Here is a 26,039-nt window from a genome sequence, read left to right as displayed (position 1 = left end):
TCCGGATCGGTATCCGGATCGGTATCCGGATCGGTATCCGGATCGGCGTCGAGGACGAGGGGCGCTCGCCCTGCGGCGTCGGCGAGGGCGGGGTGCTGGTCGGCGAGTTCGGGCTGGGTGAGGAGGAGGTCGGCCTCTGCGGCGAGGGCGGCGAGGCGGGCTGCGGGCAGTTCGGGGTTGAGGGGGAGGATGGCGGCGCCGGTCCTGAGGACGGCGAGCCAGGCGGCGGGCAGGTCGCAGGTGCGCTCGAGGAGGAGTCCGACGACTCGCTCGGGTCGGGCGCCGGCGCGGGCGAGGCGTCGGGCGATGGCGGTGGCGCGGGCGTCGAGGCCGGCGCGGGTCAAGCTGGTCCGGGCGTCGGTCACCGCGATCGCGTCCGGGTCTTGCGCGAGATGGCCTGCGAAGGCGGCGAGGACGTCGCCGGCGCCGTCCGGATAAGCCCGGGCGGTCGCGTTCGCCGAGCCGATCACCGCCCGGTCGGAGGCCGTGAGCGTGCTCGCCGCGTGGAGGGGCCGGTCTGGCGCCGCGACGAGGGCGCGCAGCAGGGTGAGGAACCCGTCGCGCCAATGCCGGGCGGTGGCGTCCGCGATCAGGCCGGCATCGTACTCGAGCTGGCAATCGATGCCGGTCCCGTCGGCGGCGACGTCGAGGGCGACGTCGAACTTGGCGCTCGCCACGTCGACGTCGATCCGCGCCGCCGCGACCCCCGCGAGGTCGAGGGGGGTGGCATCCCGGCTGGGGCGGAAGTTGAACGCCGCCTGGAAGACCGGCGTGGTCGCGGCGTCGCGCGCGATCCCGGTCTCCGCCACGAGGCGCTCGAAGGGGACGTCGTCCTCGGCCAGGAACGCCATCGCCTCGCCGCGCAGCCGCGCGCAGAGATCGCGGAAGCTCCCGCGCGGATCGAGGCGGACGCGGTAGACCTGCGTGTTGACGAGGAAGCCGACGAGGTCCTGCAGCTCGGGGCGGGTGCGGGCGGCGTTCGGCACGCCGACGGCGAAGTCCGTCTGGCCGCTCAGGCGGGCGAGCAGCACCTGCCACGCCGCCAGCAGCGCCACGAAGGGCGGGCACGCCTGCGACCGGCAGAACACGGCCACCGCGCCGGCGAGATCGGCGGGCAGGGTGAAGTCGACCCGCCCGCCCGGGCGGTTCGCCAGGGGCTGGCGGGGATAGTCGAGGGGCAGGTCCAGGGCCGGGACGGCGTCGCCGAGGTAGCGGCGCCCGCGCGCGATCGCCGCGGACCCGGCCGCGCCGTCGAACCGGGCGCGCTGCCACGCGGCGAAATCCACGAAGCGCAGGCGCGGGGCGGGCAGCGGCTGCCCGATCCGCGCGGGATCGGCGAGGGCCGCGCGGTAGGCCTGCGCGAGATCCCGGAAGAGCCGCGCCGTCGACCACGCGTCCACCGCGATGTGGTGCATCACCACGAGGAGGACGCGCCCGCCCGCCGGATCCGCCTCCGACAGGACCGCGCGCAGCGGCGGCGCGCGGGTGAGATCGAAGGGGCGGCGGCTCAGGGCGCGCAGCGCCGCGCCCGGGTCACCGTCGAGGGCCGGGACGCGCTCGAGTTCGAACGGCACGTGCGGGTGCAGGATCTGGCGCGGGCCGTCGGCGGTATCCGCCAGCGCCGTGCGCAGGACGTCGTGACAGGCGATCAGGCTCCGGAACGCGCCCTCGAGCGCCGGGACGTCGAGGGGGCCGGTGAGGCGGAAGGCCCGGGCCGAGTGGTAGGCCGGGCTCTCCGGGTCGTAGCGCTGGTGGAACCAGAGCCGCGCCTGCGGGAACGACAGGGGCGCCGGGCCGCCGGCGTGCCGCGGGATGCCGTCGGCTGCCTCGGCGTCCTCCCGCAGCAGGCGGGCGAGGGCCGCTTGCCGCGCCGCGTCGCGCGCGCCGACCCCGGTCACGCGCCCACCCCGGCGAGGCCGGCGCGCTCGGTCTCGCTCAGGCCGGCGAGTTCCAGGCGCAGGCTCGCCGTCTCCTCGATCGCGTCCGGCGGGGCGTAGGTGCCGAGCGCCGCCGCGAGGGTCGCGGGCGTGCTGTGGTCGAAGACCAGGCTCGGGGGGATCTCGACCTTGAGCAGCTTGCGGATGCGCGCCGTCAGCTTGATGACGAGGAGTGAGTTGCCGCCGGCCGCGAAGAAGTCGCCCGCGGCGCCGAGGCGCTCCGCCGGGAGGCCCAGCAGCTCCGCCATGGCGTCGGTGAGCACGGTCTCGAGCGCCGTGCGGGGCGGGACGCCCGTGTCCGCGTCCGGATGAACGTCCGGACGGGGCAGGGCGGCGCGGTCGATCTTGCCGTTGGCCAGCCGCGGCAGGCTGTCGAGGCGCAGGATCGGGGCGGGCAGCCATGCGGCGGGCAGGGTTTCGGCCAGCGCCGCGAGGAGCGCGGCGGGTGTCCGCTCGGGGTCGGCGACCACGTAGGCCGCGAGCCCGGTCGCGCCGTCCGGCCCCGTGAACGGGCGCACCGCCGCCTGGCTCACGCCGGCGAGGCCCGCCAGCGCGGCCTCGACCTCGCCCGGCTCGACGCGGTGGCCGCGCAGCTTGATCTGGTCGTCGGCCCGCCCGGCGAGCACGAGGCGGCCGCCGGGCAGCAGGCGGGCCCGGTCGCCGGTGCGGTAGAGCCGCCCCGCTCCGAAGGGGTTGGGCGAGAACGCGCCCGCGCCGCCGGCCTCCGTGCCCGGGAGGTAGCCGCGGCAGATCTGGGCGCCCCCGAGGTGGAGCACGCCGACCGCGCCGGTCGGCGCGAGCGCGCCCGCCGCGTCGAGGATGTAGGCCTCGCTGCCGGCGAGCACGCGGCTCAGCGGCAGGCTCTCGTCCGGCGGCGCGGTGGCCGCGTCCGGATGCACCAGCACGCCGACACAGGCCTCGGTGGGACCGTAATGGTTGGCGATCCGCGTCGTCGGCGCCGCCGCCCGGATCCGCCGGACCAGGGCGGCCGGCGTCGGCTCGCCGCCGAGCACCAGCAGGGCGGGCAGCGCGGGGTCCTCGACGCCGTCGAGGAGGGCGGCGAGGTGGGACGGGACCAGTTTCGCGCAGGCGACGGCGTTGCCGCGCAGGAAGCGCGCGAAGGCCGGGCCGTCGGCCATCTCGGCCTCGTCGGCGACCACGAGGCAGGCGCCGAGGCGCAGCGCCGCGAACAGCATGGTGTTGCCGAGGTCGGCCGCCACCGTGGAGGTCAGCGCGAAGCGCCCGTAACCGGACAGGTCGAGGGCGTCGATGACGGCCTCCGCGTAGGCGCGGATCTGGGCGTGCTCGATCACCACGCCCTTCGGCGTCCCGGACGAGCCGGAGGTGAAGAGCAGGCAGGCCATGTCGGAGGGGTCCCGGGCCTCGGCGGGGTGCCGGGCCTCACCGAGGCCGTCGAGGATCGCCCCGAGGGCGTGCCGGCCGGCCGCGGGGTCGGCCGCGAGCGCGACGGTCAGCGCGGGCCGGGCGAGCGCGATCAGGCGGTCGCGGCGGGCCTGCGGCCAGGCCGGGTCGAGGGGCAGGTAGGCGCCCCCCGCGCGCCAGACCGCGAGGATCGCCACCACGAGGTCGACGGAGCGCGGCAGGTCCAGGGCGACGACGCGCTCGGGACCGACGCCGCGCGCGGCGAACCAGGCGCCGAGGCGCGCGACGCGATCCTCCAGCGCGGCGTACGACAGGGTGCGGCCAGCGCCGGCGAGGGCGGGGGCGTCCGGCGCCGTCGCCGCGTGGCGGGCGACGAGGACCGGAAGGGTCTCCGCCGGCAGGGCGCGGGCGGCCGGGCGGCCGAAGGCGCGCAGGCGCACCTCCTCGCGCGCGCCGACGAGCGGGTAGGTCGCGAAGGGCGTCGCGGCCTTCGCGGGCAGGCGGGCGAGCAGCGTCTCGACCTGATCGAGCAGGGTCTCCAGGGCTTCCACCGCGTAGCGGCGCGGGTCGGCGTGCAAGGTCAGCGCGGCGAGGTGCCCCTCCGCGTCGAGGGCCGGCTCCAGGCAGAGCTCGAACCCGGCGGGTCCGGGCAGGAGCCGGTCCTGCGCGGCCCCCTGAGCCGCGAGCGCGAAGCCGACCGCGGGGCGGCGGTCGCCGCCGGCCGCGTCGAGGGGGCAGAGTTCCTGGAAGGCGCGGTGCTCGTCGAGCCGCGCGGCGAGACCGGCCGCGGCCTCCGAGACGCTGGTCTCCGGCGGGAGGACGAGGCGCAGGGGCAGCGTCTTGGTGAAGACGCCGACCGTGCCGGCGAAGACCGCGTAGTCGCGCCGGCAATCGTGCGCCCAGCCGCCGAGGATCTCCGTCCGCTCGGCGAGGCGCGCCACGAGCAGCCACCACGCGGCCTGGAGCACGGCCTCGGCGCCGGCCGCGGCGAGGTCCGGCCGGGCCAACGCCCGCGCGAAGGCGTCCGTGACGGCGGCGTCGACGGCCCGACTCAGCCGGATCGCGGCGGCCGGCTCCTCCACCGCGTCGGCGGCCGCCCCGCGGCGATAGGGCAGCCGGAGGGGCGCCGCGCCCGCGCCGATCTGGTCCCGCCAGTAGGCTTGGCCCTCGCCGTCCGCGTCGTCGGCGGCGACCGCCTCGCGCCACTCCGCGTACTGGGCGTAGGTCGCGGCCTCGGGATCGGCGCCGGGTGCCGCGTCGTCCGCGCAGGCGGCCGCGACCTCCGACAGGACGCGGTCGAGGCTGCCGGCATCGACCGCGAGGGCGCTGGCGACGAGGCGCAGCCGCGGCGTCGCGCCCGGCAGGAGGACGGCCGCGAGGGTCTGGCCGCGCTCCGGCGCGAGGCCGACGGTCCCGACGTCTCCCTGCGGCGCGCCGGTATCGAGCGGGATAGCGGGCGCGCCGGCCTCGGCCTGCCGCAGGCCGCGGAAGCCCGGTTCGCGCACGAAGGCGGTGCGCAGGACGTCGTGGCGGGCGGCGACCGCGGCGAGGCCGCGGCGGAGGCGGTCCGCCTCGACCGGCCCGGGAAGGTCGATCTCGGCCACGAGACTCGGCGCGGCGCCGGCCGCGTCGAGGCAGGCGCGCTGCTCGGGGGTCAGCGCCCGGGTCGGCGCCGCGAGGGAGGCCGGCGCCCCGGTCATCGCCGCGCCGGTCATCGCCGCGCCGGTCATGCCGCCGCTCCCGTGACCGCGCCGCGCTCGACCATGTCGCCCATGGCGACGACGATCCGGCGCGGCCCCTCGTAGGGGTCGCGGGCATGGGCGGCGAGCATGTTGTCGAGCATCACGACGTCGCCGGGGCGCCAGTCGAAGCGCACGGCGATCGCCTCGTAGAGGCGGCCGACCTCGTCCATCACCGCGTCCTCGATCGGCGTGCCGTCGCCGTAGAGCACGTCGCGCGGCATCCGCTCCGGCCCCACGAGGCCGAGGAGGTCGGCGCGCACCTCGGGGTCGAGGCAGCGCGGGTGGTGCAGCTGCACCTGGTTGAAGAACGACTTCTCGCCGGTCAGCGGGTGGGTGATCACCGCCGGGCAGCGCGTGCGGGTCTGGAGCGTGTCCGCGTCGAGCCAGGCGAAGTCGACGCCCTCGGCCCGGCAGCGCGCCTCCACGGCCGCGCGATCCTCGGTGTGGAAGAACCGGCGCCAGTCGACGTCGAAGCGCTCCGTGAAGGTGCGGACGTAGATCAGCCCCAGGCGCTCGAAGCGGTCGGCGATCGCCGGCGGCAGCTGCCGGTACAGCGCGCGGCAGTCGACGATGGGCGTCGCGCCGCCCACCGGCGACGGCTGCTGGCAGAAGAACCACTGCTTGCGCGGCCAGGCATGCAGGTGGCTGCTCTCGTTGTGGTAGAGGATCATCTCCCGCTCGGGGTAGGGCGTCGAGCGGTAGGTGTTCTTCCCGCCCTCGTTCTTGGGCAGGTCGCCGTACCCGCCGTAGAGGCCGGGCTGGAGCGCCTCGGCGAAGGCCTCGAATTCCTGCGGGGTCGCGATGCCGAAGCCGCGCAGCAGCAGGCCGGCGTGGCGGCGCAGCTTGCCCTCGACCCAGTCGCGCTGGGCGGTCGCCCAGGCCACCGCGTCGACGTCGGCCGACAGCGGCTCGATCACGAGGGGGAAGTCGCGCCCGGGCGCCAGGGTCGAGAGGCGGGCCGGCTCGCCCGCGGCGGCGGCGGGTTTGCCGGCGCCCAGTCCCTTGAGCTTGTCGAGCTTCGCTTCCAGGCGGCCGGTGCGCGGGAGCGACGGGGCGGTGTTCGACATGACGGGGTCCTCCGGGTCTCGTGAGGGCGGGAGCGCGGGCAGAAGGTCGGGCAGGCCGGGCAGCAGGGTCGGGAGCGGGGCCGCGGGCGCGGCGGCTGCGGCGGCGAGCAGGGTCGCGTAGGCCTCCGCGAGGCGCGCGACGCGTTCGGGGGTGAACAGGGCCGTGGCGAAGACCCACTCGGCCGCGATCCCGCCCCCCGGCGCGGGCGGGTCGAGGAAGAGCGCCATCTCGAATTTCGAGCCGTGCGCGCTGGCCGCCCGGGCCTCGGCCGCGAGCCCCGGGACACCGAAATCGCCGGGCGGCGCGTTCTGCATCACGAACAGGGCCTGGACGAGGGGTGGCCGGGCGCGGGCGCGCGGGATGTCGAGGGCGTCGACGATCCGGTCGAAGGGCAGGGTGGCGTGCTCGAAGACGGCGAGGACGTCCTCGCGGACGCGCTCGATCAGCGCGGCGAAGGACGGGGCGCCGTCGAGGCGCGCCCGGATCGGCAGCACGTTGACGAAGAAGCCGATCAGCCCGGCCAGCTCGGGGTGCGGCCGGCCCGCGACGTCGGTGCCGACCACGAAGCGTTCGGCCCCGCTCAGCCGATGGAGCAGGGCCTGGAAGCCCGCGAGCAGCACGACGAACGGCGAGGCGCCGCGCGCCCGGCCCAGCTCCGCCAGACGGACGACCAGCGGCCCCGGCAGTTCGAAGCGGACGGAGCCGCCGGCCTGCGACGGGACCGCCGGCCGCGGCCGGTCGGTCGGCAGGGGCAGCAGGGCGGGCACCTCCGCGAGGTGCCCGCGCCAGAACGCGGTCTCGGCCGCCGCCGCGCGCTCCACGGCCGCCCGGTGCCAGCGCGCGAAATCCGTGTACTGGACGGGGAGGGGCGGCGCCTCCGCGCCGCGATAGGCGGCCCCGAGTTCGGAGAGCAGCACGCCGACCGACCAGCCGTCGCCGACGAGGTGGTGGAGGGCCAGGACGAGGCGGTGATCGTCGGCGGCCAGGCGCAGGAGCCGGGCGCGCAGGAGCGGCGGCACGGCGAGGTCGAACGGCGCGGCGGCCTCCGCGGCCTCGCACGCGGCGACCCGGACCTCGCGGGCGCCCGGATCGAGGCCGGTGAGGTCGTCGACGGGCACGTCGAGGGCGACCGCCTCGGCGATCCGGGGCTCCGGAAGGCCGTCCTCGCCGGTCGGATAGCCGGTCCGCAGCACGGCGTGCCGGGCGACGACCCGGCGCAGGGCCGCGGCGAGCCGGTCGGGATCCAGCGGGCCTCCGAACCGGATATGTCCGACCATGACGTAGGCGCCGCGCCCGGCCGGGTCGCCGAGCCGCTCGGCCAGCCAGAGCCGCTGCTGGCCGAGCGACAGCAGGGGCGGGCCCGCATTCGGCAGGAGCGCGGGCGCCGGCACCGCGTCGCGGGGCAGCGCGTCGATCCGCGCCGCGAGGTCGGCGAGGGTCGGGGCCGCGAACAGGTCGCGCAGCGGCAGGGCGACCCCGAAGGCGGCGCGGACGCGGTCGACGGCGCGCATCGCCAGGAGCGAGTGGCCGCCGAGTTCCAGGAAACCGCGCCCGCGCGAGACCTCGTCCAGGCCGAGGAGATCGCACCAGATCGCCGCGAGGGCGCGCTCCGTCGCGCTCCGGGGCGGCTCATCCGGCGCCGGGGCACCCTGCGGGCGCCGGTAGAGGTGGAGGGGGGTGAGGTCGCCGGCCGCGAGGCCGTCCCGGCACGCGCCGCGCCGGAGCTTCCCGCTCGTGGTCTTGGGCAGGGTGCCCGGCGCCAGCAGGGCCACGAGTTCCGCCGGCTCGGCCAGCACCTCCGCCAGCGCGGCGTCGACCGCGGCGGCGATCTCCGGCGCGCGGGCGGCGGCGCTCCGGCCGATCTCGGCGGCGATCCCGATCGCCTCGCCCGCCGGGCCCTCGACCGCGAAGGCCGCGACCCGCCCCGGGCGGAGAGCCGGCACGCGCGCCTCGACTGCCGTCTCCACGTCCTGCGGATAGACGTTGTGGCCGCGCAGGATGATGAGGTCCTTGGCGCGCCCGGTGACGAAGAGCTCGCCGCCGTCCAGGAAGCCGAGGTCCCCGGTCCGCAGCCAGGTCGCGCCGTCGCGGGGCACGAAGGTCGCGCGGGTCGCCTCCGGGTTGTTCCAGTAGCCGCGCGCGACGCAGGGGCCGCTGAGCCAGATCTCGCCGACCGTCCCGTCGGGGCAGGGGAGGCCCGTGCGCGGGTCGACGATCCGCAGGTGCTCGGGCCGGACCGGCCGGCCGCTGCCCGCGAGGGCGGTGCCGGCCTCGTCGGCGACGGCGCGGCCGGCCGCCAGCGCCGCCGGCGCCACGCTCAGCCGGCGCCACGGCGTGCCCAGGGGCTTGGCCGCGACGAGGAGGGTCGCCTCGGCGAGGCCGTAGGCGGGGCTGAGCGCCGTCGGCGCGAAGCCCGCCGGGGCGAAGCGCTCGGCGAAGCGGGTGAGGGTCCGGGGCCGGATCGGCTCGGCACCGCTGTAGGCGACGCGCCACCCGGCGAGGTCGAGCCCCGCCAGCGCGGCGGCGCCGACGCGCTCGCAGGCCAGCCGGTAGGCGAAGTCCGGGCCGCCGCTGATCGTGCCGCCATGCGCGCCGATCGCCTCGAGCCACGAGGCGGGCCGGGCGAGGAAGGCCTGCGGGCTCATCAGCACGAGCGGCGCGCCGGCGAAGATCGGCTCGATCAGCCCCGCGATCAGGCCCATGTCGTGGTAGAGGGGCAGCCAGGAGACGAAGACGTCGTCCGGGCCGGGCGCGATCGCCTCGGCGAGCCAGCGGGCGTTGGCGACGATGTTGCCGTGCGTGACCTCGACGCCCTTGGGATTCGCGGTCGAGCCCGACGTGTACTGCAGGAAGGCGAGGGTGTCGGGCGGGCACGGGACCGGCCGCCACGTCTCCGCCCCGGCGCTGCCGACCGCGTCGACGCAGACGATCGCCCCCACGGAGCTGCCCGCGCAGGTCGCCGCCACGGTCTCGCGGTTCGCCCGATCGGTCAGGACGTGGCGCGGTGCCATGTCGGCGATCATCAGGGCGAGGCGGGCCGCGTGGTGCGGATCCCGCGTCTCCGGCGGGAAGGAGGGCACGGCGACGAGGCCCGCGTAGAGGCAGGCGAAGAACGCCACGACGTAGTCCGGTCCGCTCGGCAGGGCGATGAGCGCCCGCGCGCCGGGCTCGGCGTCGCGCTGGAGGCGCGCCGCGAGGGCGCGGACCCGCCGGTCGAGTTCCGCGTAGTCGAGGGACGCCCCGACCGCGCGCCCGTCCGTGAGGAAGCGCAGGGTCAGCCGGTCGGGCGTGGCGGCCGCCCGCGCCCGCAGGATCGCCACGAGGCTGTCGTCCGGCGCGGGCCGGTGGGGCGACGGCGCGCGGTGCGCGCGGCCCACGTGCAGGCTCTCGTGCAGGCTCACGCGCCGGCTCCCGCCTGGCGGCCGCGCGGCGGGGCGGCGCGGTGCTCCACCACGAGGCCGCGCTCGAGCTTCACGACCTGGTCGGCCCGGTCGAACCAGCGGTCGTCGTGGGTGACGACGAGGATCGTCCGGCCCTCGGCGGCCAGCTCCGGGAGGAGCGTCTCGTAGAAGGCCGCCCGGGAGTCGGGATCCTGGTCGGCGGCCCACTCGTCGAAGATCATGACGGGCCGGTCTTCCAGGCAGGCGACGAGGAGGGCGAGCCGCTTGCGCTGGCCCGTCGAGAGATCGCGGGTCGAGAAGACCCCGTCCCGGAGGCTGACGCGGCCGTCGAGGCCGAGGCGCGCCAGCCACGCGCGCGCCTGCGCCTCGCGCGCGGCGTCCGGCCGGCCGAGCAGCGTCTCGAACAGGTGGAAATCGGAGAAGACGGCCGCGACGTGCGCGCGGTAGCCGGCGAGGGCCGCGCCCGCCACCGGGCGGCCGTCCAGGCACAGCGTCCCGCCGGTCGGCGGGTGCAGGCCGGCGATCACCCGGGCGAGGCTGGTCTTGCCGGAGCCGTTGCCGCCGACCAGGAAGGTGATCTCCCCGGGGCGCAGCGTCAGGTCGACCGGGCCAAGGTCGAAGCGGTCGCCGGTCTGCGGATCGGCCCGGTGATGGGTCACGCCCCGCAGGGTCACGGTGGCGTCGCGCCGGGGCGCGGCCGGGCCTGTCCCCGGATCGCCGACCGGCTCGGGCGGCAGCTCGGCGAAGGCCGCCTCGATCCGCCGCGCGCCGACGCGGGCGAGGTTGACGAGCGGCATCGTGTTCAGCACCGCCTCGAGCGGCCCCATCAGGTAGAGCAGGGCGATGACGTACCCGGTCGTCACCGCCTGGCTCTGCGCGCCGGTCCCGGGGACGAACAGCGCGAGCCCGATCAGGGCCAGGAACAGGATGCGGCCCCAGCCCGCCGCCAGCGCGAGGAGGGCGAGGCCGCGCCGGCGGTGGTCGGCGACGCGGGCGATCGCGGTCGCCAGGACCGCGTCGAGGAAGTGGCGCCCCTTCTCCCGGTTGAGGCGCAGCTCCTTGGCGCCGCCGTGCAGCGCCTGGAAATGTCCGACGAGGCGGTCCTGCTCCGCCCCGGCCCGGGCGAGGTGGCGCGTGACGCGGCCGTAGCAGGCGGAGTAGCCCGCGGCCCCCAGGGCGATCGTGAGGGCCGAGGCCAGGAACAGGGGGAACGACAGATAGCCGAGATAGGCGAGGGTCGCCGCGACCACCGCGCAGTTGGTGACGAGCACGGGCAGCGCCGTGAGGAAGTTGGCGACCTGGTTGGCGTCCTCGGTCACCAGCGCCTGCACCCGGGCGCTCCCCACAGCCTCGAGATCCGCGAACGCGGCGGCCTGGACGCGCGCGGCGATCGCGGACCGGAGATCGGCGAGCCCGCGCTGCCCGAGATCGGCGAAGAGGGCGCGCGAGACGACGAGCGCCGCGCAGGCGAGGAGGGCGGTCGCCGCGAAGGCGGCGACCCGGTCGGCCCGGGCGGGCTCGGACGCGTGGAGCGCCCCGTTGATGAGCACGATCAGGCCCGTCGTGGCGATCCCGCCGACGAGGCTCGCCGCGCCGGCCAGCACGAGCCGGGCGCGGGCGCCCCGCGCGAGGGCGCGCCACAGCGCGGTCCCTGGCGCGGACCCGGGCTCCGCGAAGGCGAACGCCGCCGCCATCACTGCGCGCGGCCGGCTTGCGCCATCGCCACCACGACCTTGCGCGGGCCCTTGAAGGGTGTCCGCGCGTGGGCGGTCAGCATGTTGTCCAGCATCACCACGTCGCCGGACTGCCAGGGGAAGACGACGGTGTGCGCGGCGAGCACGGCGCGGATCGCGTCGAGATCCGCGTCGGGGATCGGGCTGCCGTCGCCGTAGTAGACGTTGCGCGGCAGGTCCGGCTCGTCGACGAGGTCGAGGAGGGTCGCGCGCACCTCCGGCTCGAGGTTCGAGACGTGGAACAGGTGGGCCTGGTTGAACCACACCGGCTCGCCGGTCTCGGGGTGGCGGGCGGTGCCCTGGCAGACCTGCCGGGTGCGGAGGTCGCCGTCCGGCTTCCACTCGCAGGTGATCCCGTGGCCGGCGCAGTACGCCTCGACCGCCCCTCGGTCCTGCGTGCCGAACACCTGCTCCCAGGCCACGTCGAGCCCGTTGCCGTAGTTGCGCACGTACATCAGGCCCCGCTCGGCGAAGCGCGCGCGGATCGGCTCGGGCACGGCGCGGTAGATGGCGCGGCTGTCAGCCAGCGGCGTCTCGCCCCCCTCGGGCGCCGCCTGCTGGCAGTAGAACCAGATCTTCATCGGCCAGTCGCGGGCGTAGGCCTGCTCGTTGTGCAGCGGGATGTGCTGGTGGGGCGGGTACTCGGTCGAGGTGTAGACCCCCTGGGTCACGGCGCTGCGCGGCGTCGAGCCGAACTCGTAGCTCAGGAGGTCGTGGCCGAAGCCCGCCGCGAAGCTGCGGAACGCGTCGGGCCCGTCGAGGCTGAAGCCGCGGAGCAGCAGGCCGCCCGCGGCGTGGAGGTGCGCCTCGGCCGCGGCCCGGATCGCCGGCAGCGCGTCCGCGAGCGCCGCGCCCGCGGCGCCCTCCGGCGGCGTGACCAGGAGCGGCAGAGGACCCTCGTCCCGCAGGGGCTTGGTCACGAGTTCCATCACGGCGTCCTCCATGGTGACATCCCGTTCGTTCGCGCCGCCGGCCCGCGCGCCGCCGATGGGCGGGCGCGGCCGCCTCAGGCCGCGACCTCGGCCCGCGCGCCGATCCGCCGGCCGACGAGGTCGAGCACCGGCCCCCGCCGCGCGTGGATGAAGAAGTGGTCGCCCTCGAACAGCGCGAGGTCGAAGGGGCCGCGCGTCTCGCGGCCCCAGGCCTCGAGGTCGGCGCGGGCGACGTCGTCCCGCGTCCCGCCGAGCGCCTGGATCGGGCAGTCCAGCGCCGGGCGCGCCGCGTAGGTGTAGGCGCCGCGCAGCCGGAAATCGGCCCGGAGCACCGGCAGCACCAGGGCCATCAGGGCGGGATCGGCCAGCGCCTCCGGCGGCGTCGCGCCGTAGGCGGACAGCGCGTCGCGCAGGTCCGCGTCGCTGCGCGGGCGGCGGAAATACGCCCCGTCGCACACCGCCGGTCCGGCGCATCCGGAGGCGAACAGCGCGCGCGGCGCCGCGATCCCGCGGTCGCGGAGTTCGTGCGCCAGCTCGAAGGCGAGCAGCGCGCCCAGGCTATGGCCGAACAGCGCGTAGGAGCCCGTGACGGAACCGGCGACCTCGTCCGCGAGGCGCCGCGTCAGCGCCCGCGGGTCGGTGCAGGGCGCCTCGCCGATCCGGGAGCCGCGCCCCGGCAGCTCGACGGGCCTGACGTCGACCGCGTCGGGCAGGCCGCGGCGCCACTGCGCGAACACCGCGGCGCTCGCCCCCGCGTAGGGCAGGCAGAACAGCCGGACTCGTCCCGGCACGGTCACGCCCGCGCGCCGCCCGCGTCCCGCTCCTGAGCCTCCATGTGTCGGCGCAGGCTCAGGGGCCGCATGTCGGTCCAGACCTCGTCGATGTAGGCCAGGCAATCGGCCTTCGCGCGCGGATCGCCCACGGCGCGCCACCCGTCAGGGATGTCGCGGTAGCTCGGCCAGATCGAGTATTGCTCCTCGTGATTCACCACCACGTAGAACAGCGTATCTTCGCGATCGAACGCCATCGATGCATCCCGTTCAGGTGAAAGCTGCGAGCTGCCTCGCCAATGAATCAATGAACTTCGCTTGTCGGCGCATAACATGGCCGAAAGATCGCCGGACTCAAGGGCCCTTTTACATATTTGAAATGTTCTAATTTAATTCATTACTGCTCGATCGTCAGAAGTGTTTTCCGGAGACCTTGAATCACTGTGGCGGTTCGCGCTACGCAGTGCGGCCGGCGGGTTCGGCCGGCGGGTGTTCTGTGGTCCGGGGCTTGGCGGGGGACGCGGTCAGTGGCGTGTGCGCGAACCAGCTTCCGGTCGCCTGCGAGCGGTCCCGCCGGGGGAACGCGCGGCTCCCCCGAGGGAGGCGCCGCCCCCGTGCGCCGCGGCGGCGAGGATCGCCGCGCACCTCGCCGCGCGCCCCGGCTCCCACCCCGTCGTGCGGACGAGGAGACGATCGGATGACCGCGCGCGCCGCACCGCTCTGCGACGTCATCGGGGTCGGCTTCGGGCCGTCGAACCTCGCCCTGGCGATCGCCCTGGCCGAGACCCCGGCGGCGCGCGGCCTCCGGTACCGCTTCCTGGAGCGGCAGCCGCACTTCCGATGGCACGGCGGCATGCTGCTGCCGGGCAGCGACATGCAGATCTCGTTCCTCAAGGACCTCGTCACGCTCCGCAACCCGACGAGCCCGCTGACCTTCGTGAACTACCTGCACAGCCAGGGTCGACTGCACGATTTCATCGATCTCGGGACGTTTCATCCCAGCCGGATCGAGTTCAACGACTATCTCCGCTGGGTGGCGGACCATTTCGCCGACCGGTGCGACTACGGCGAGACCGCGGTCGCGGTGGAGCCCGGGCTGGGACCGGACGGGACGGTCGAGACCCTGTGGGTCGTCACCCGCGACGCCGCGGGCCGCGAGATCCGCCGCCAGACGCGCGACCTCGCCCTCGCGGTGGGCGGCGCCCCGCACGTGCCCGCCGCCTTCGCCGCCCTGGCGCGCGATCCCCGGCTCTGCCATTCGAGCCGCTACCTCGACCACGTCGACCGGCGCGGCCCGGGCAGCCCGCTCGACCTGTCGCGCCCGGGCGCCCGCGTGGCGGTGATCGGCGGCGGCCAGAGCGCCGCCGAGATCGGCCACGATCTCCACGCCCGCTTCCCGCAGCTGCAGGTCGATCTCGTCTTCCGCGGCCACGCCCTCCGACCGTCGGACGCGACGCCGTTCGTCAACGAGATCTTCCACCCCGACCGCACCGACTTCGTGTACGCGCAGCCGAGCGAGCGGCGGGCGGCGATTGTGCGCAGCTACCGCAACACGAACTACGCGGTGATCGACGCCGACCTGCTCAAGGCGCTCCACGTCATCGTCTACCGGGAGAAGGTCTCCGGGCCGCAGCGCCTGCACCTCCGGCCGCGCAGCGAGATCCTCTCGGCCGTCGGCGACGCGGGCGGGATCAGGCTGCGGACCGTCGACCGCTACGCCGAGGTCGAGGCGGAGCGCAGCTACGACGGCGTCGTCCTGGCGACCGGGTACGCGCGCGACCCGAACCCGGCGATCCTCGAACCGCTCGCGCCCTACCGCGACGGGCCGGACCTGGCGCGCGACTACCGCGTCCCGACCCGCCCCGGCTTCGTCCCGCGCATCTACGTCCAGGGCTACTCGGAGACCTCGCACGGTCTGAGCGACACCCTGCTCTCGGTCCTGCCGGTCCGCGCACAGGAGATCGTCGACAGCCTGCTCGATCAGGACGGGCGCGGGGGCGCGGTCGCCCCGGCGCGCGCGCCCGCCGCCGGCGGGATCCGCGCCTGGGAGCGGCAGGGAGCGCATCCATGAGGCTCGCCGTCCCGCGGACCGGCCGGGCGCGGCGCGCGGAGGCGTGCCGCGGGCGGATCCGCCGCCCGCTCGCCCGAGTCGGCGCACGGGCCGGCGCATGGGGATGAGCCGCCCGCGCGGCGATCGTCGCGCCCTCCTCGCCGGCCTCGCCGCGGGCGTCCTGGGTCTCGTCCCGGGCGGCTTCGCCGCGTCCCCCGCGGGTGCGTCCGAAGACCCGCGGCGCGCGGAGACGGGCGGCGCGCCCGCCGCCCGCGTGGTCGCCCTCGACGGGTTGTTCGCCGAGACGCTCCTCGCCATCGGCCTCGTGCCGGTGGCGATCGCCAACCGGCCGCTCTACGAGAAGCTCATCGCGCAGCCGCCCCTGCCGGACTCGGTCCTCGACCTCGGCCCGCTGCAGGAGCCGAACCTCGAGTTCCTCAGCCTGATCGCCCCTGATCTCATCCTCGCCGCGCCGTGGCAGGCGCAGATCCAGGTCGCGCTGACCCGGATCGCCCCGGTCGTGGCGCTGCCCATCGTCGCGGGCGCGCGGGAGCCGATCGACCACCTCGACGCGCTGACCCGCGACCTGGGGGACCGCGTCGACCGCGCCGCGGCGGCGCGGGCGCTGGTCGCCGGGACCGACGGGGCGCTCGCCGAGGCCCGGGCCGCGCTCGCGGGCCGGACCGGGCGCCCGGTCTACATCTGCCGCTTCCGCGACGACGGGCGGCAGCTGGCCGTCTTCGGCACGCGCAGCACCGTCGGCGCGGTCGCCCAGCGCCTCGGCCTGACCAATGCCTGGACTGGCCGGCAGAGCGGCGCGGGCACGGTGCTCGCCGCGGTCGAGGACCTCGCGGAGGTGCCCGACGCGACGCTGATCCACTTCGACCGCGGCGCCGAGACCGCGCGCGCCCTCGGGCGCCTCGACGACAGCCCGCTCTGGCGGGCGCTGCCCGCCGTGCGCGCCGGCCGCGTGATCCGCATGCCGGTCGTCCATCCGAACGGCGGCCTGCCGTCGGCCGCGCGCTTCGCCCGTCAGGTCGCCGCGGCGCTCGGGAAGGCCCCGGCGTGAGCGCGGCCGGGGCCGGAGCGCGGCGGGCGCGAGCCGACGGGTCCGGGGCCTCGCCGCTCTGGCGCGGGGCGGGGCTCCTCGCCCTCGCGCTGGCGGTGAGCGCCGCGCTGCTGCACGCCAACCTGGCGGCCGTCCTGCCGCCCGGGCAGTGGTGGGCCGCCCTGCTCCACCCGACCGACGGTGACATGCCGCAGCTCGTCCTGCGCGACAGCCTGCTGCCGCGCCTCGCCATGGCGGTCCTGGCGGGCGGGGGGCTCGGCCTGGCCGGCGTGCTGTTCCAGCAGGTGCTCGACAACCCGCTGGCCGAGCCCGGAACCCTCGGGGTGTTCGCGGGCGCGAAGCTCGCCCTGGCCCTCGCGACGCTGTGGTGGCCGGCCCTCCTGATCTACGGCTACGAGCCCGTCGCGGGCGCCGGGGCGGCCCTGTGCACGGGCCTCGTGCTGCTGCTGAGCGGGCGCAGCGGCTACGCGCCGTCCACCGTCATCCTCGCCGGACTGGTGGTCGGGCTGTCCGCCGAGGCCGCCAACCGGATGCTGGTGCTCGCGCATTTCGACGCGCTCTCCGACCTCTACGCGTGGCAGGCCGGCGCGCTGAACCAGAACAACTGGGACGGCGTCCGCGGCCTCTTCCCGCGCCTCGCCCTCGCGGCCCTCGCGGCCGGCCTGCTGGCGCGCCCGCTGACCCTGATCGAGCTCGGCGATGCCGGGGCGCGGGGCCTCGGCGTCTCCACCGCCGGCACGCGGCTCGCCGCCCTCGCCCTCGGCGTCGCGGTCGGCGCCAGCGTGACCGGGTATCTCGGGGTGATCGGCTTCGTCGGCCTGGCGGGGCCGGCCCTCGCCCGCTACGGCGGCGCCCGCCGGCTCCGCGACCGCCTGCTCTGGGGGCCGGTGGCCGGGGCGGTGCTGCTCGTCCTGACCGATCAGCTCGTGCAGCGGCTCATCGGCCGCAGCGGTGTCCCGACCGGCGCCGTCACCGCCCTCGTCGGCGCACCCCTGCTGGTCGGCCTCATCCTGGGCCTGCGCACGGCGCGCGAGGCGCCGCCGGCGCCGGGGCCTATCCCGGTCCGTCTCGCCCGGCCGTGGCCCGCCATCGGGACGCTCGCGATCCTGGCCCTCGCGGCCGTCGGCCTGTCGCTCACCCTGGGGCGGGATGCCCAGGGCTGGCTGTGGAGCCCCGATCCGGGCGCCCTCCTGGCCTGGCGGGCGCCGCGCGCGCTGGCCGCCCTGGGGGCCGGGGCCATGCTCGCCTACGCGGGCGGGCTGCTGCAGCGGCTGACCGGGAACCCCCTCGCGAGCCCCGAGCTGTTCGGCGTCTCCGCGGGCGCGGCCCTGGTGGTGGTGCTCGTCCTGTTCCTCGCCCCCGGCCTCGGCCCGGCCGCGATGCTGGCCGCCTCCGCGGCGGGCGCGCTCGCGACGCTGCTGGCGATCCTGGCCCTGGGCCGCCGGGCGCGCTACGCCTCCGCCCGGATCCTGCTCGTCGGCGCGGCCCTCACCAGCCTGATCGGCTCGGTGATCGCGCTCCTGCTCGCCACGGCCGACCCGCGGACCGCCGCCCTGCTGACGTGGCTCTCGGGCTCGACCTACAACGCCACCGGGACCGAGGCCGGGCTCGCCTGCCTCGGCGCGGCCCTGGTGCTCGCGGGCACGCCGCTGCTCGCGCGCTGGCTCACGATCCTGCCGCTCGGGGCGGAGACGAGCCGGGCCGTCGGGCTCCAGGTCGCGCGGGCGCGCCTGACGGTCCTGTCGGTCGCCGCGATCCTGACCGGCGCCGCGACCCTGCTCGTCGGCCCGCTGAGCTTCGTCGGGCTGATGGGGCCGCACCTCGCCCGCAGCCTGGGCTTCAGCCGGGCCGCCGAGCAGCTGGTGGCGGCGACGCTCGCCGGCGGCCTGATCATGGTGCTGGCCGACTGGCTCGGGCGCGTCGCGGCCTTCCCGTGGCAGTTGCCCGCCGGCCTCGTCGCGACGGTTCTCGGGGGCGCCTATTTCGTCTGGCTGATGCTGCGCCGATGATTCTCTCCCCGCTGAACGCCCTGTTCGTCGGCCCCCTCGAGGGCTACCGGGATCGGATCGTGTCCGCGGAGGATCCGCGCCCCTCCGTGAGGGGCGCCGACCTGCTCGATCCGCGCGTCCTGACCGACCAGCTCGACCGGTTCGCCCGCACCTTCGCGGCGCCGGAGCCCCGCGCCGTCGCGTCGATCTGGGCGAAGCAGCACTTCTCGATGCTGGTGGTGCCCGCGCTCGCCGCCAACATCGTGCTCGACCTCGTCCTGCCCGTGGCCCTCGACGCCGTCGAGATCGTCCCGGACGACGGCGGGCTGACGCGGGCGCTCAAGCTGCGCGACCCCGCCGCGGGGAGCGACGGGCCCGGCGGGCATACCGGGGCGCGGGCGCCGGCGGATCGCTTCGGCGCGCTGATCGACGCGCACCTGGCGCCCCTGGTCGGTGCCCTGGCGGCGGTCTCGGGCGTGGCGCCGCGCGTGCTGTGGAGCAATGCCGGCAACATCTTCGAGTTCGTGGTGCGCCGCACCGAGGGGCTCCCGCAGGCGGGCCGGACCGGGCACGCGGCCGCCGCGAGCGTCCTGACGAGCCGCCGCCGGTCCGGCGCGCCCAACCCGCTGTTCGCGCCGATCCGCTACGTCCCGGAGGCGGGGGACGCGCCGGCGGGCGCGCCGCCGCGTCGGGTGCGGAAGGTCTGCTGCCTGCGCTACCTCATCCCCGACCAGAGCCTCTGCGGCGCCTGCCCCCTGCCGGCACGCCCCGAAGCGGGTCCGGCGGGAACGGACGGCCCGAGGAGGCCCGCATGAACGGTCCCGATGCGCCGGTCGTCGCGCGGCCGCGGGGCGCGCCGACGGCGGAAGCCGCGGGCGCCCCCCCGCTCTTCACCCTGCAGGGCGCGAGCTTCGGTCTCCCCGAACGCACCCTGCTGCATCCCCTCGACCTCGTGATCCAGCCGCGGCAGGTGGTGGGCCTGATCGGCCATAACGGGTCCGGCAAGTCGACCCTGATCAAGCTGCTGGGCCGCCAGCAGGCGCCGACCGCCGGCCGGATCGCGTTCGCGGATCGCGCCCTCAGTGCCTGGGAGGACCGCGCCTTCGCGCGCGAGGTCGCCTACCTGCCGCAGGCGCTCCCGCCGGTCCCGGGCATGACCGTGCGCGAGCTCGTGGCGCTGGGGCGCTATCCCTGGCACGGCGCCCTCGGCCGCGTCGCCGACCGGGATCGCGAGGCGGTCCGGCGGGCGCTCACCGCCACCGGCGTCGCCGCCTTCGCGGACCGCTTCGTCGACACGCTCTCGGGCGGTGAGCGGCAGCGCGTCTGGCTCGCGATGATGATCGCGCAGGAGCCCGCCTGCCTGCTGCTCGACGAGCCGATCTCGGCCCTCGACGTCGCCCACGCCGTCGAGATCCTCGCCCTCGTGCGCGATCTGGCCCATCGTGACGGGCTCGGCGTCGTGGTGGTCCTGCACGACGTGAACATGGCGGCGCGCGTCTGCGACCGCATCCTGGCGCTGCACTCGGGACGCCTCATCGCGGACGGGCCGCCCGGCACGCTGATGAACCCCGACACGCTGCGCGCCGTGTACGACATCCCGATGGGCGTCATGCCGCATCCGGATACCGGTCGGCCACTGAGCTACCTGCGCGGATCGTAGGCCGGCGCGCGACGACCAGCTGCTCGCGATCCGGCACGCTCGGACCCAGGGTTCGAGCGCGAATCGGCCGGACGCTCGGGTGGCGGCGCGCCGCGGACCTCGTCGCCCGGCGGTGACCTCGTGTCGTCTGGACGATCGAGGCGTCGGGAAGAGCGCGGCCGTTGCGGCGGCTCCGACAACGCTGGCGGGGACGGAGGGATTCCGAGACGGTGACCGGCCCCCGCGGGGTGGTCCCGTGTCAGGCTTGGGTGCGATCGGAGTGGCGGCTCGGGGCGGTTTCCTGCCGGTGCGCTTACCGACGGCATGGGTTGAGACGCGGACAGAACCGCCGCGAAGCACCCGGCACCGCGGTCTTGAGATGATAGATTATATACAATAACCCTGCGGATCCGCAGTCTGCGCTTCGGGACGGCGCGCAGCGTGCCGAGGCTACGCATGCAACCGTTCTTCTCGACAGAGGGAATTCACCCCAAGGACGCGTTCCGGCGCTGGCGCGAGACGATCTGCGAGCGATTGATCCCGATCGACCAGCAACCCCTTCACGGGGTTCCGTTTCAGGGCAGGCTGGATGTCACCAGCATCGGGCCTGTGCCGATCTCCAAGATGGCACACACCGCCATGCGGACTGAAGCGACCCCCGACGCGATCCGGCGCTATGGGCAGCCCGACCGCCTCTACGCGTCCATGAAGCTCTCCGGCCAGGACGCCATCCAGCAAGGCGATCGGGAGGCTGTATTCCGGACGGGCGACTTCGTCGTTATCGACGCACGCCCGGCCGTCTGCGAGGCCGACACGGGCATCTCCCTCGTCATCGATCTGCCGCGCGAGCGCTTCGAGGCCATGCTGGGTCCGTCCCGGCTGTACTGTGCACTCACGGTCGGCGCGGACCTCGCCTCCACGACCCTGGCAAACACCTTCCTCCAGGAGCTGGTGCGCATGGGCGATCAGCTCACGCCCGACGCGGCCGTGCGCATGGCGGCGATCGGAACGGACCTGATCATAGCGAGCCTCGCCGAACGGATGGCGCAGGAGGTACCCCGTTCCGTTCACGGCAACGTCACGGTCCAGCGCGCCAAGGCCTATGTCGAGGCGAACCTGAGCGACCCGAACCTGGATCCGCCGCAACTCGCCGCCGCGATGGGCGTGTCGCTGCGCCGGCTCCAGGAACTGTTCCACGAGCGCGGCCGGCACATCTCCGACTACATCTGGGGACGCCGCCTGGAGGCGGCAGCCAAGCGCCTGAATGATCCGGCCTGCGCCCACCTGTCGATCGGCATGCTGGCTTACGGCTGCGGTTTCAGCAGCCAGGCGCATTTCGCGCGCCGCTTCAAGGATCGCTACGGCATGAGCCCGCGTGACTACCGGCAGGCGCACAGCCGAGACAAGCAACCGGGCGCGTCCGCGTCCCGGCCGTCATTCTCGTGACCTGAGTGACCGGTTCGGGTCGCTCCCGGAACGGCAGTTCGGGGTGATCTCCCGCCTATCCGCTTCTGGGCATCAAGTGCGGGAAAGCCGACCTCGGCTTCCATTCGCGCCCAATCTCGAGAAGCGGCGGACTCCGCCACGATCCGGCGCAGGAGATTTCGCATCGCGCTTCGACTGTGCGCGGCGAACGCGCACCGCGTGCGCTGGCTTGCGGTACCAGTCATCCAACCCCCATTCGCCGAGGGCTGTCGGGCGCGGTAAGGTTGATACCCTGCGGCGGGTCGCATCCCGGTCAGGGCAGGCGACGGTAGACACGGGCGAATTCCGTGCCGCGCCGGATTTCGCAGATGCCGGCTCGGCTGACCTTATCGAAGACGCGAAGGGATGACTTCACCGTGCGGCGCGGACCTTCCGGATCGGATTCGCGGCCTTCTGCTCCTCTTGGTAAGCGGCGATGGCCATCGAGCAATTCGGTGTCAGGAGGCCGGCTCTCTCGCGGAAGCAGGCCTGGACTTCCCCGCCGTCGGGCGAGAACTGGCCGCAATGTTCCAGGTAATCTCCTATGCAGTGGCGCTTCAGGTTCTCCTGGCTCGCCTGTGGCTGGGCAAAGGCCATGTTGGAGACGAGGCCGAGGACAGCGGTGAGGCAAGCGGTCTTCGAGATACTCATGATCGGCTCCGTAGGGTGAGAGATCTACCGAGGAGACGCCTTCAGGCTCCGGTCATCGCCAGATACGGGATGAGGAAGGCGCAGGCGAAGTTGCCGGCGATGACCAGCAGGATGACGGACTGCATGCCCATGACGGCTCACCTCGTCTGCGCGAGGAGACCGGCTGCGGATGCGGGCGTCAGCATCGGCGCGCAGGCGATGGCGCCGATCACGCTGATGACGATCAGCAGTCGTGCGATGATGGTGGTCATGTCGGTTCCCCCTCGTGGCCGTTCGGGCCTTTGGTTAATGAAGGATTTAAGAGCTCGGCCTTACGCGCGTGTTGCTTCGATTGTTGCGTCGAGCAGGGGCCGGCAGACACCGCTGGCGCGACCGCTGTGGGACAGGCCGCAAACTGACACGTGTCGTGAACGGTCAAGCATTCGCTCCGCCGTGCACTCTGCCGAAGGAGGCGGCGACCTGGCCGACCAAGGTCGCCCAGGGCATGTCCAAGGCCGCGTAGACCGGGCCCGCCTCCGGGCGGGCGTTGTCCTTCAGGATCTCGACCATCAGCGTCGCGTAGTCGGACAGGACCACGCCCGCCTGCGCCATACGGAGAAGGCCGGCCTGGCGCTTGGTCTCGCTGAACGTCCCGGAGGCGTCGACAGCCACGTAGGCGTCGAGGCCGCGGGCGACGGCTGTCATGGCCGGGAAAGCCGCGCAGACCTCCAGCGAGATGCCGGCGAAGATCAGCTTCTCGCGGCCCGTGGCCTCGATGGCCCGGGCGACGCGCGCGTCGTCGTAGGCGTTCACCGACGAGCGGTCGATGATCTCGTTTCCGGGCAACGCCGCGACCAACTCGGGGAAGGTCGGACCCCATAGGCTGTCGCGCGCCGTCGTGGTGACCACGATGGGCAGGCCGAGCGCCGTGGCGGCCTTCGCCAGGGCGATCACGTTGTGCTTGAGCTCGCCCGTCGAATAGTCCCGCACGCCCGTCATCAGGCCGACCTGATGGTCGACGAGGACGAGGGCTGCGTTCTCGGCGGTGAGCGGTTCGTAGGCGCGAGCGGTCATCGTATCCTCCTGCTCAAGCCCCGTCGGGGCCGGCGACGAGCAAGTGCTATCGGCTGGACCGGCGGCCCAGAAGCCGCAACAATCCGAACCCAGCGTCCATAGGTTTGGACGATAAGGGGGCGGCGTGCTCGACCTGAACGACTTCTTCTACTTCGTGCAGGTCGTCGATCGCGGCGGCTTCACGGCCGCCGGGCGGACGCTGCGCGTGCCGAAATCCACTTTGAGCCACCGCCTCCAGCAGCTGGAGGCCGCCCTCGGCGTCCGGCTGTTGAACCGGACCTCGCGCCGGTTCGGCATGACGGATGCGGGGGAGGACTTCTACCGCCACGCGGTCGCGATGCTCAGAGAGGCGGAGCTGGCGGAGACGACGATCCGCCAGCGCCTGACGGAGCCGACCGGCACGGTGCGGTGCACGGCCGGCATCGCGACCATGCAGTTCGCCCTGGCGGACATCATCGCGGACTTCCTCGTCCGCCACCCGAAGGTGAATGTCGTGGCCCACGGCGCGGACCGCACCGTCGACATCGTCGGCGAGAACTTCGACATCGCCGTGCGGGCCCATACGGACCCGCTGCCGGACTCGAACCTCGTCCAGCGTACCCTGGCGCCGGCGCCCTGGTTCCTGTTCGCGGGATCGGCATACCTCGACGAGAACGGCGCTCCGGACAATCCGGACGCCCTTCGGGACCATCCGTCCCTGTTCATGATGCGGACCGGGGTCGCGCCGGTCTGGCGGCTGCGGCACGCGAGCCGCGCCGGGGACGAGGCGGTACTGCCGTTGAGCCCGCGGCTGATGGGCGATGACATGGTCGGGCTGCAGCAGGCCGCCATCCGCGGCATCGGCGTGGTCGCTCTGCCGAGCTACATCTGTCGTCAGGCCGTCCGCTCGGGTGCCCTGCGGCGCGTTCTGCCCGACTGGGTCGCGGGCGACTCCACCCTGACGGCCCTCATTCCCTACCGCCAAGGCCTGCTTCCGTCCGTGCGGGCCTTCCTCGACCACCTCGCGGCGGAGTTTCCGAAGGCCGTGCTGCTCTAGGCGCGGGCGATCTCGGCGGGGTCGGTCGAGGGGGTGCGGAGCCGGGGCCGGTCCCCATCCGCCGCGAGCGCCACCGGATGCCGGATCCCGGCGTCCAAACGATCGGACGATAGGTCCGAAAATGGCTGCCTTCTCGGCCAGCGTTTGTCGCAACACCATCGGCACATCCACGCAGCGAGGCAGGACATGACAGCTCTCGAGACCATCCACGGGGCCGACGCGCTCCACCCGAGGCTCGGCGAGACCGTTCTCGGAGCGCCCCACCGCATCGGCTCGAACTTCTCCGCGGCGCACTTCTCCGAGGAAGCCTTCGACGGGCGCATGGACCCGCTCCTGATGGTCGACCACTTCGTCATGACCGGGCCGACCTTCGAGCCGCACCTCCATGCCGGCATCTCGGCCGTGACCGTCATGTTCGAGGACGCGACCGGCCACTTCCTCAACCGGGACACGCTGGGCCGAGACGTCGCCCTCGAGCCGGGCGACCTCTACTGGCTCGCGGCGGCGTCGGGCGCCGCGCACGAGGAGAGGCCGGCCGAAGGGGCACGGGTCCACGCCCTGCAGGTCTTCGTCAATCTGCCCGCGCGCCTCAAGGCGCAGCCGGCGCGCGCGCTGCACGTTCGCGCGGCCGACATCCCGGTCCTCGAAGGCCGCGGCCATCGCGTCCGCGTCGTCCTGGGGCAGAGCGGCGACGTTGTTGGCGCGGGTGGCACCCCGGAGGAGATGACACTGCTCGACGGCTTCCTACAGCCGGGCGGCGCCTTCGCCCACGCCCTGCCCGAGGGGCGGCAAGCCTGGATCTACGCCGTGTCGGGGCGCGTGTCCGTCCGCTGCCGTGAGGAGGAGCGCCTCCTGCCGGAGGGCGGCGCCCTAGCGGTGGGCGCCGGTTCCGCCGCGGAGATCATCCTCGAAGCCGCCGAGGCTGCGCATGTCGTGCTGATGGCCGGGCGGCCGATCCGCGAGCCCTTCGTCAAGCGCGGTCCGCTGGTGATGTCCACGGTCGCCGACGTCGAGCGCGCGCTCGCCGGCTACGCCCGGGGCGCGTTCGGCCGCATCCCGGCCTGAGATCCGATCGTCCGACACACGAACCCCGCGCGGCGCCGAGCGACGCGCGGACGGCGGAGCCTTGCCCGGCGGCGGTCGGGCCGATGCACCAGCGGGAACTGCGATGCGCGACGACACCTTCGGCCCCGATCCGGCGCCAGGGACGATCACCATTCCGCTCGCCGACGATGAACGGCGGCGCGAGGACGCCCTGCGGGACCTGTTCGCGCGCTTCTGGGGCAACGCGACGGGAGAGCCGCGGGCCGTCTACGACACCTTCATAGCCGGCAGCCCGCGCGCGGACGGCGTCGCGTTCGACCCCGTGGACGAGGCCGGCATCCGCGGCTGGTGGGTGCGCCCCGCGGATGCCGCGCCCGGCCAGGCGATCCTCTTCCTGCACGGCGGCGGCTACGTCCAGGGCACGGCCGCGGCCTATCGCGGCTTCGTCAGCCAGATCGCGAGCCGGGCCGGCGTCGCCGCGCTCGCCATCGACTATCCTCTGGCGCCGGAGGCGACGCTGCCCGCTGCCCCGGAGGCGGCGCTGGCTGCCTGGGATTGGTTGATCGGCCAAGGCTACGACCGGATCGCCGTCGTCGGGGACTCGGCCGGGGGCGGGCTGAGCCTCGTCACCCTGGCGAGCCTCGCCCTGCGCGCGCGCGGCCCTGCGCCGGTGGCCGGCGTCGTCTTCTCGCCCTGGACCGACCTGACGCTGTCCGGCCCCTCCATGAACGATCCTTCGGTGCAGGACCCGCTCATCGGCCGTGCGTACCTGCAGGACTGCGCGCGCAAGTATGCCGGCGCGCGCGATGTCCGCCACCCGCTGGCTTCACCGCTCCTCGGCGACCTGCGCGGATTGCCCCCGCTCCTGATCCAAGTCGGCACCGACGAGCGCCTCATCGACGACGCGACGCGCTACGCCCGGCGCGCCGAACAGGCTGGCGTCGCGGTGTGGCTGGAGGTCTGGGAGGGCCTGCATCACGTCTTCCAGCTCGACATCGCCCACCTCGACAGCAGCCGCCGGGCCCTCGACCGAGCCGCCGCCTTCCTGCGCCGCGCCTCCGCATCCTGACCATCGCCGC

Annotated in this window: 18 protein-coding genes; 9 read left to right on the top strand and 9 right to left on the bottom strand. The window is 74.8% G+C overall.

Going from position 1 to position 26,039, the window contains the following annotated elements; translation table 11 throughout:
* The 7 genes from ABIC30_RS28710 to ABIC30_RS28680 form a co-directional block, all read right to left on the bottom strand.
* Window positions 1–1,898, bottom strand: a 1,898-nt coding sequence (locus tag ABIC30_RS28710; protein WP_354456506.1) for a condensation domain-containing protein, incomplete at its 3' end; no start/stop codon positions are given.
* Window positions 1,895–5,050 carry a non-ribosomal peptide synthetase gene (locus tag ABIC30_RS28705; RefSeq protein WP_234081387.1) on the bottom strand — a complete coding sequence of 1,052 codons (3,156 nt, stop codon included), beginning with the start codon at window positions 5,048–5,050 and terminating at the stop codon, window positions 1,895–1,897. The genes ABIC30_RS28705 and ABIC30_RS28710, both read right to left, overlap by 4 nt.
* Window positions 5,047–9,531, bottom strand: coding sequence for a condensation domain-containing protein (locus tag ABIC30_RS28700; RefSeq protein WP_234081386.1), 4,485 nt, complete (start codon window positions 9,529–9,531; stop codon window positions 5,047–5,049). The genes ABIC30_RS28705 and ABIC30_RS28700 overlap by 4 nt, the downstream gene beginning before the upstream one ends.
* Window positions 9,528–11,225, bottom strand: coding sequence for a cyclic peptide export ABC transporter (locus ABIC30_RS28695; protein WP_020094341.1), 1,698 nt, complete (start codon window positions 11,223–11,225; stop codon window positions 9,528–9,530). The genes ABIC30_RS28700 and ABIC30_RS28695 overlap by 4 nt, the downstream gene beginning before the upstream one ends.
* Window positions 11,225–12,208 (bottom strand): TauD/TfdA family dioxygenase, encoded by a 984-nt coding sequence (locus tag ABIC30_RS28690; RefSeq protein WP_020094342.1) that lies wholly within the window; start codon window positions 12,206–12,208, stop codon window positions 11,225–11,227. The genes ABIC30_RS28695 and ABIC30_RS28690 overlap by 1 nt, the downstream gene beginning before the upstream one ends.
* A gap of 62 nt (window positions 12,209–12,270) precedes the next feature.
* Window positions 12,271–12,987 (bottom strand): thioesterase II family protein, encoded by a 717-nt coding sequence (locus tag ABIC30_RS28685; RefSeq protein WP_199778774.1) that lies wholly within the window; start codon window positions 12,985–12,987, stop codon window positions 12,271–12,273.
* A gap of 2 nt (window positions 12,988–12,989) precedes the next feature.
* On the bottom strand, window positions 12,990–13,223 hold the full coding sequence (locus ABIC30_RS28680; RefSeq protein ID WP_020094344.1) for an MbtH family protein: 234 nt from the start codon (window positions 13,221–13,223) through the stop codon (window positions 12,990–12,992).
* A 440-nt stretch (window positions 13,224–13,663) separates the two neighbouring features.
* Here ABIC30_RS28680 and ABIC30_RS28675 point away from each other — a divergent pair, with 440 nt between their 5' ends.
* The 6 genes from ABIC30_RS28675 (at window position 13,664) to ABIC30_RS28650 (ending at window position 21,158) form a co-directional block, all read left to right on the top strand.
* Window positions 13,664–15,037, top strand: coding sequence for a lysine N(6)-hydroxylase/L-ornithine N(5)-oxygenase family protein (locus tag ABIC30_RS28675; protein ID WP_020094345.1), 1,374 nt, complete (start codon window positions 13,664–13,666; stop codon window positions 15,035–15,037).
* Between the two features lie 103 nt (window positions 15,038–15,140).
* Complete coding sequence (locus tag ABIC30_RS28670) at window positions 15,141–16,085, top strand: ABC transporter substrate-binding protein (protein ID WP_106735926.1); 945 nt, start codon at window positions 15,141–15,143, stop codon at window positions 16,083–16,085.
* On the top strand, window positions 16,082–18,094 hold the full coding sequence (gene fhuB, locus ABIC30_RS28665) for a Fe(3+)-hydroxamate ABC transporter permease FhuB (protein ID WP_020094347.1): 2,013 nt from the start codon (window positions 16,082–16,084) through the stop codon (window positions 18,092–18,094). Before ABIC30_RS28670 ends, fhuB begins: the two co-directional genes overlap by 4 nt.
* On the top strand, window positions 18,091–18,888 hold the full coding sequence (gene fhuF, locus ABIC30_RS28660; protein ID WP_020094348.1) for a siderophore-iron reductase FhuF: 798 nt from the start codon (window positions 18,091–18,093) through the stop codon (window positions 18,886–18,888). The genes fhuB and fhuF overlap by 4 nt, the downstream gene beginning before the upstream one ends.
* Window positions 18,885–19,733, top strand: coding sequence for an ATP-binding cassette domain-containing protein (locus tag ABIC30_RS28655; protein WP_234081384.1), 849 nt, complete (start codon window positions 18,885–18,887; stop codon window positions 19,731–19,733). Before fhuF ends, ABIC30_RS28655 begins: the two co-directional genes overlap by 4 nt.
* A 435-nt stretch (window positions 19,734–20,168) precedes the next feature.
* Window positions 20,169–21,158: a helix-turn-helix domain-containing protein gene (locus ABIC30_RS28650; protein ID WP_026605115.1), complete on the top strand. Its 990-nt coding sequence runs from the start codon at window positions 20,169–20,171 to the stop codon at window positions 21,156–21,158.
* A gap of 390 nt (window positions 21,159–21,548) precedes the next feature.
* Here the strand turns inward: ABIC30_RS28650 and ABIC30_RS28645 are convergent, their stop codons facing one another.
* A complete protein-coding gene (locus ABIC30_RS28645; RefSeq protein ID WP_020094351.1) occupies window positions 21,549–21,827 on the bottom strand; it encodes a hypothetical protein in 279 nt (92 codons plus the stop codon).
* Window positions 21,828–22,241: 414 nt separating this feature from the next.
* The gene (locus ABIC30_RS28640) at window positions 22,242–22,880 is read right to left on the bottom strand and encodes an isochorismatase family protein (RefSeq protein WP_020094354.1); all 639 of its coding nucleotides are present in this window, start codon (window positions 22,878–22,880) and stop codon (window positions 22,242–22,244) included.
* Between the two features lie 124 nt (window positions 22,881–23,004).
* Here ABIC30_RS28640 and ABIC30_RS28635 point away from each other — a divergent pair, with 124 nt between their 5' ends.
* From ABIC30_RS28635 to ABIC30_RS28625, 3 genes are all read left to right on the top strand, one after another.
* Window positions 23,005–23,916, top strand: a complete 912-nt coding sequence (locus ABIC30_RS28635; RefSeq protein ID WP_020094355.1) for a LysR substrate-binding domain-containing protein — start codon at window positions 23,005–23,007, stop codon at window positions 23,914–23,916.
* A gap of 186 nt (window positions 23,917–24,102) precedes the next feature.
* Complete coding sequence (locus ABIC30_RS28630; RefSeq protein ID WP_020094357.1) at window positions 24,103–24,981, top strand: pirin family protein; 879 nt, start codon at window positions 24,103–24,105, stop codon at window positions 24,979–24,981.
* A gap of 103 nt (window positions 24,982–25,084) precedes the next feature.
* Window positions 25,085–26,029, top strand: a complete 945-nt coding sequence (locus tag ABIC30_RS28625; RefSeq protein WP_020094358.1) for an alpha/beta hydrolase — start codon at window positions 25,085–25,087, stop codon at window positions 26,027–26,029.
* The last annotated feature ends 10 nt before the right edge of the window (window positions 26,030–26,039 follow it).

The sequence above is a fragment of the Methylobacterium sp. 1030 genome (assembly GCF_040544715.1).
Taxonomy (GTDB): Bacteria; Pseudomonadota; Alphaproteobacteria; order Rhizobiales; family Beijerinckiaceae; genus Methylobacterium.
This window is presented reverse-complemented; position numbering and strand designations above follow the sequence as displayed.

Coding starts and splice junctions, on each gene's coding strand:
- ABIC30_RS28705 (WP_234081387.1), bottom strand. CDS start 5,050: ATGACCGGCGCGGCGATGACCGGCGCGGCGATGACCGGGGCGCCGGCC.
- ABIC30_RS28695 (WP_020094341.1), bottom strand. CDS start 11,225: ATGGCGGCGGCGTTCGCCTTCGCGGAGCCCGGGTCCGCGCCAGGGACC.
- ABIC30_RS28690 (WP_020094342.1), bottom strand. CDS start 12,208: ATGGAGGACGCCGTGATGGAACTCGTGACCAAGCCCCTGCGGGACGAG.
- ABIC30_RS28680 (WP_020094344.1), bottom strand. CDS start 13,223: ATGGCGTTCGATCGCGAAGATACGCTGTTCTACGTGGTGGTGAATCAC.
- ABIC30_RS28675 (WP_020094345.1), top strand. CDS start 13,664: ATGACCGCGCGCGCCGCACCGCTCTGCGACGTCATCGGGGTCGGCTTC.
- ABIC30_RS28670 (WP_106735926.1), top strand. CDS start 15,141: ATGAGCCGCCCGCGCGGCGATCGTCGCGCCCTCCTCGCCGGCCTCGCC.
- fhuF (WP_020094348.1), top strand. CDS start 18,091: ATGATTCTCTCCCCGCTGAACGCCCTGTTCGTCGGCCCCCTCGAGGGC.
- ABIC30_RS28655 (WP_234081384.1), top strand. CDS start 18,885: ATGAACGGTCCCGATGCGCCGGTCGTCGCGCGGCCGCGGGGCGCGCCG.
- ABIC30_RS28650 (WP_026605115.1), top strand. CDS start 20,169: ATGCAACCGTTCTTCTCGACAGAGGGAATTCACCCCAAGGACGCGTTC.
- ABIC30_RS28645 (WP_020094351.1), bottom strand. CDS start 21,827: ATGAGTATCTCGAAGACCGCTTGCCTCACCGCTGTCCTCGGCCTCGTC.
- ABIC30_RS28640 (WP_020094354.1), bottom strand. CDS start 22,880: ATGACCGCTCGCGCCTACGAACCGCTCACCGCCGAGAACGCAGCCCTC.
- ABIC30_RS28630 (WP_020094357.1), top strand. CDS start 24,103: ATGACAGCTCTCGAGACCATCCACGGGGCCGACGCGCTCCACCCGAGG.
- ABIC30_RS28625 (WP_020094358.1), top strand. CDS start 25,085: ATGCGCGACGACACCTTCGGCCCCGATCCGGCGCCAGGGACGATCACC.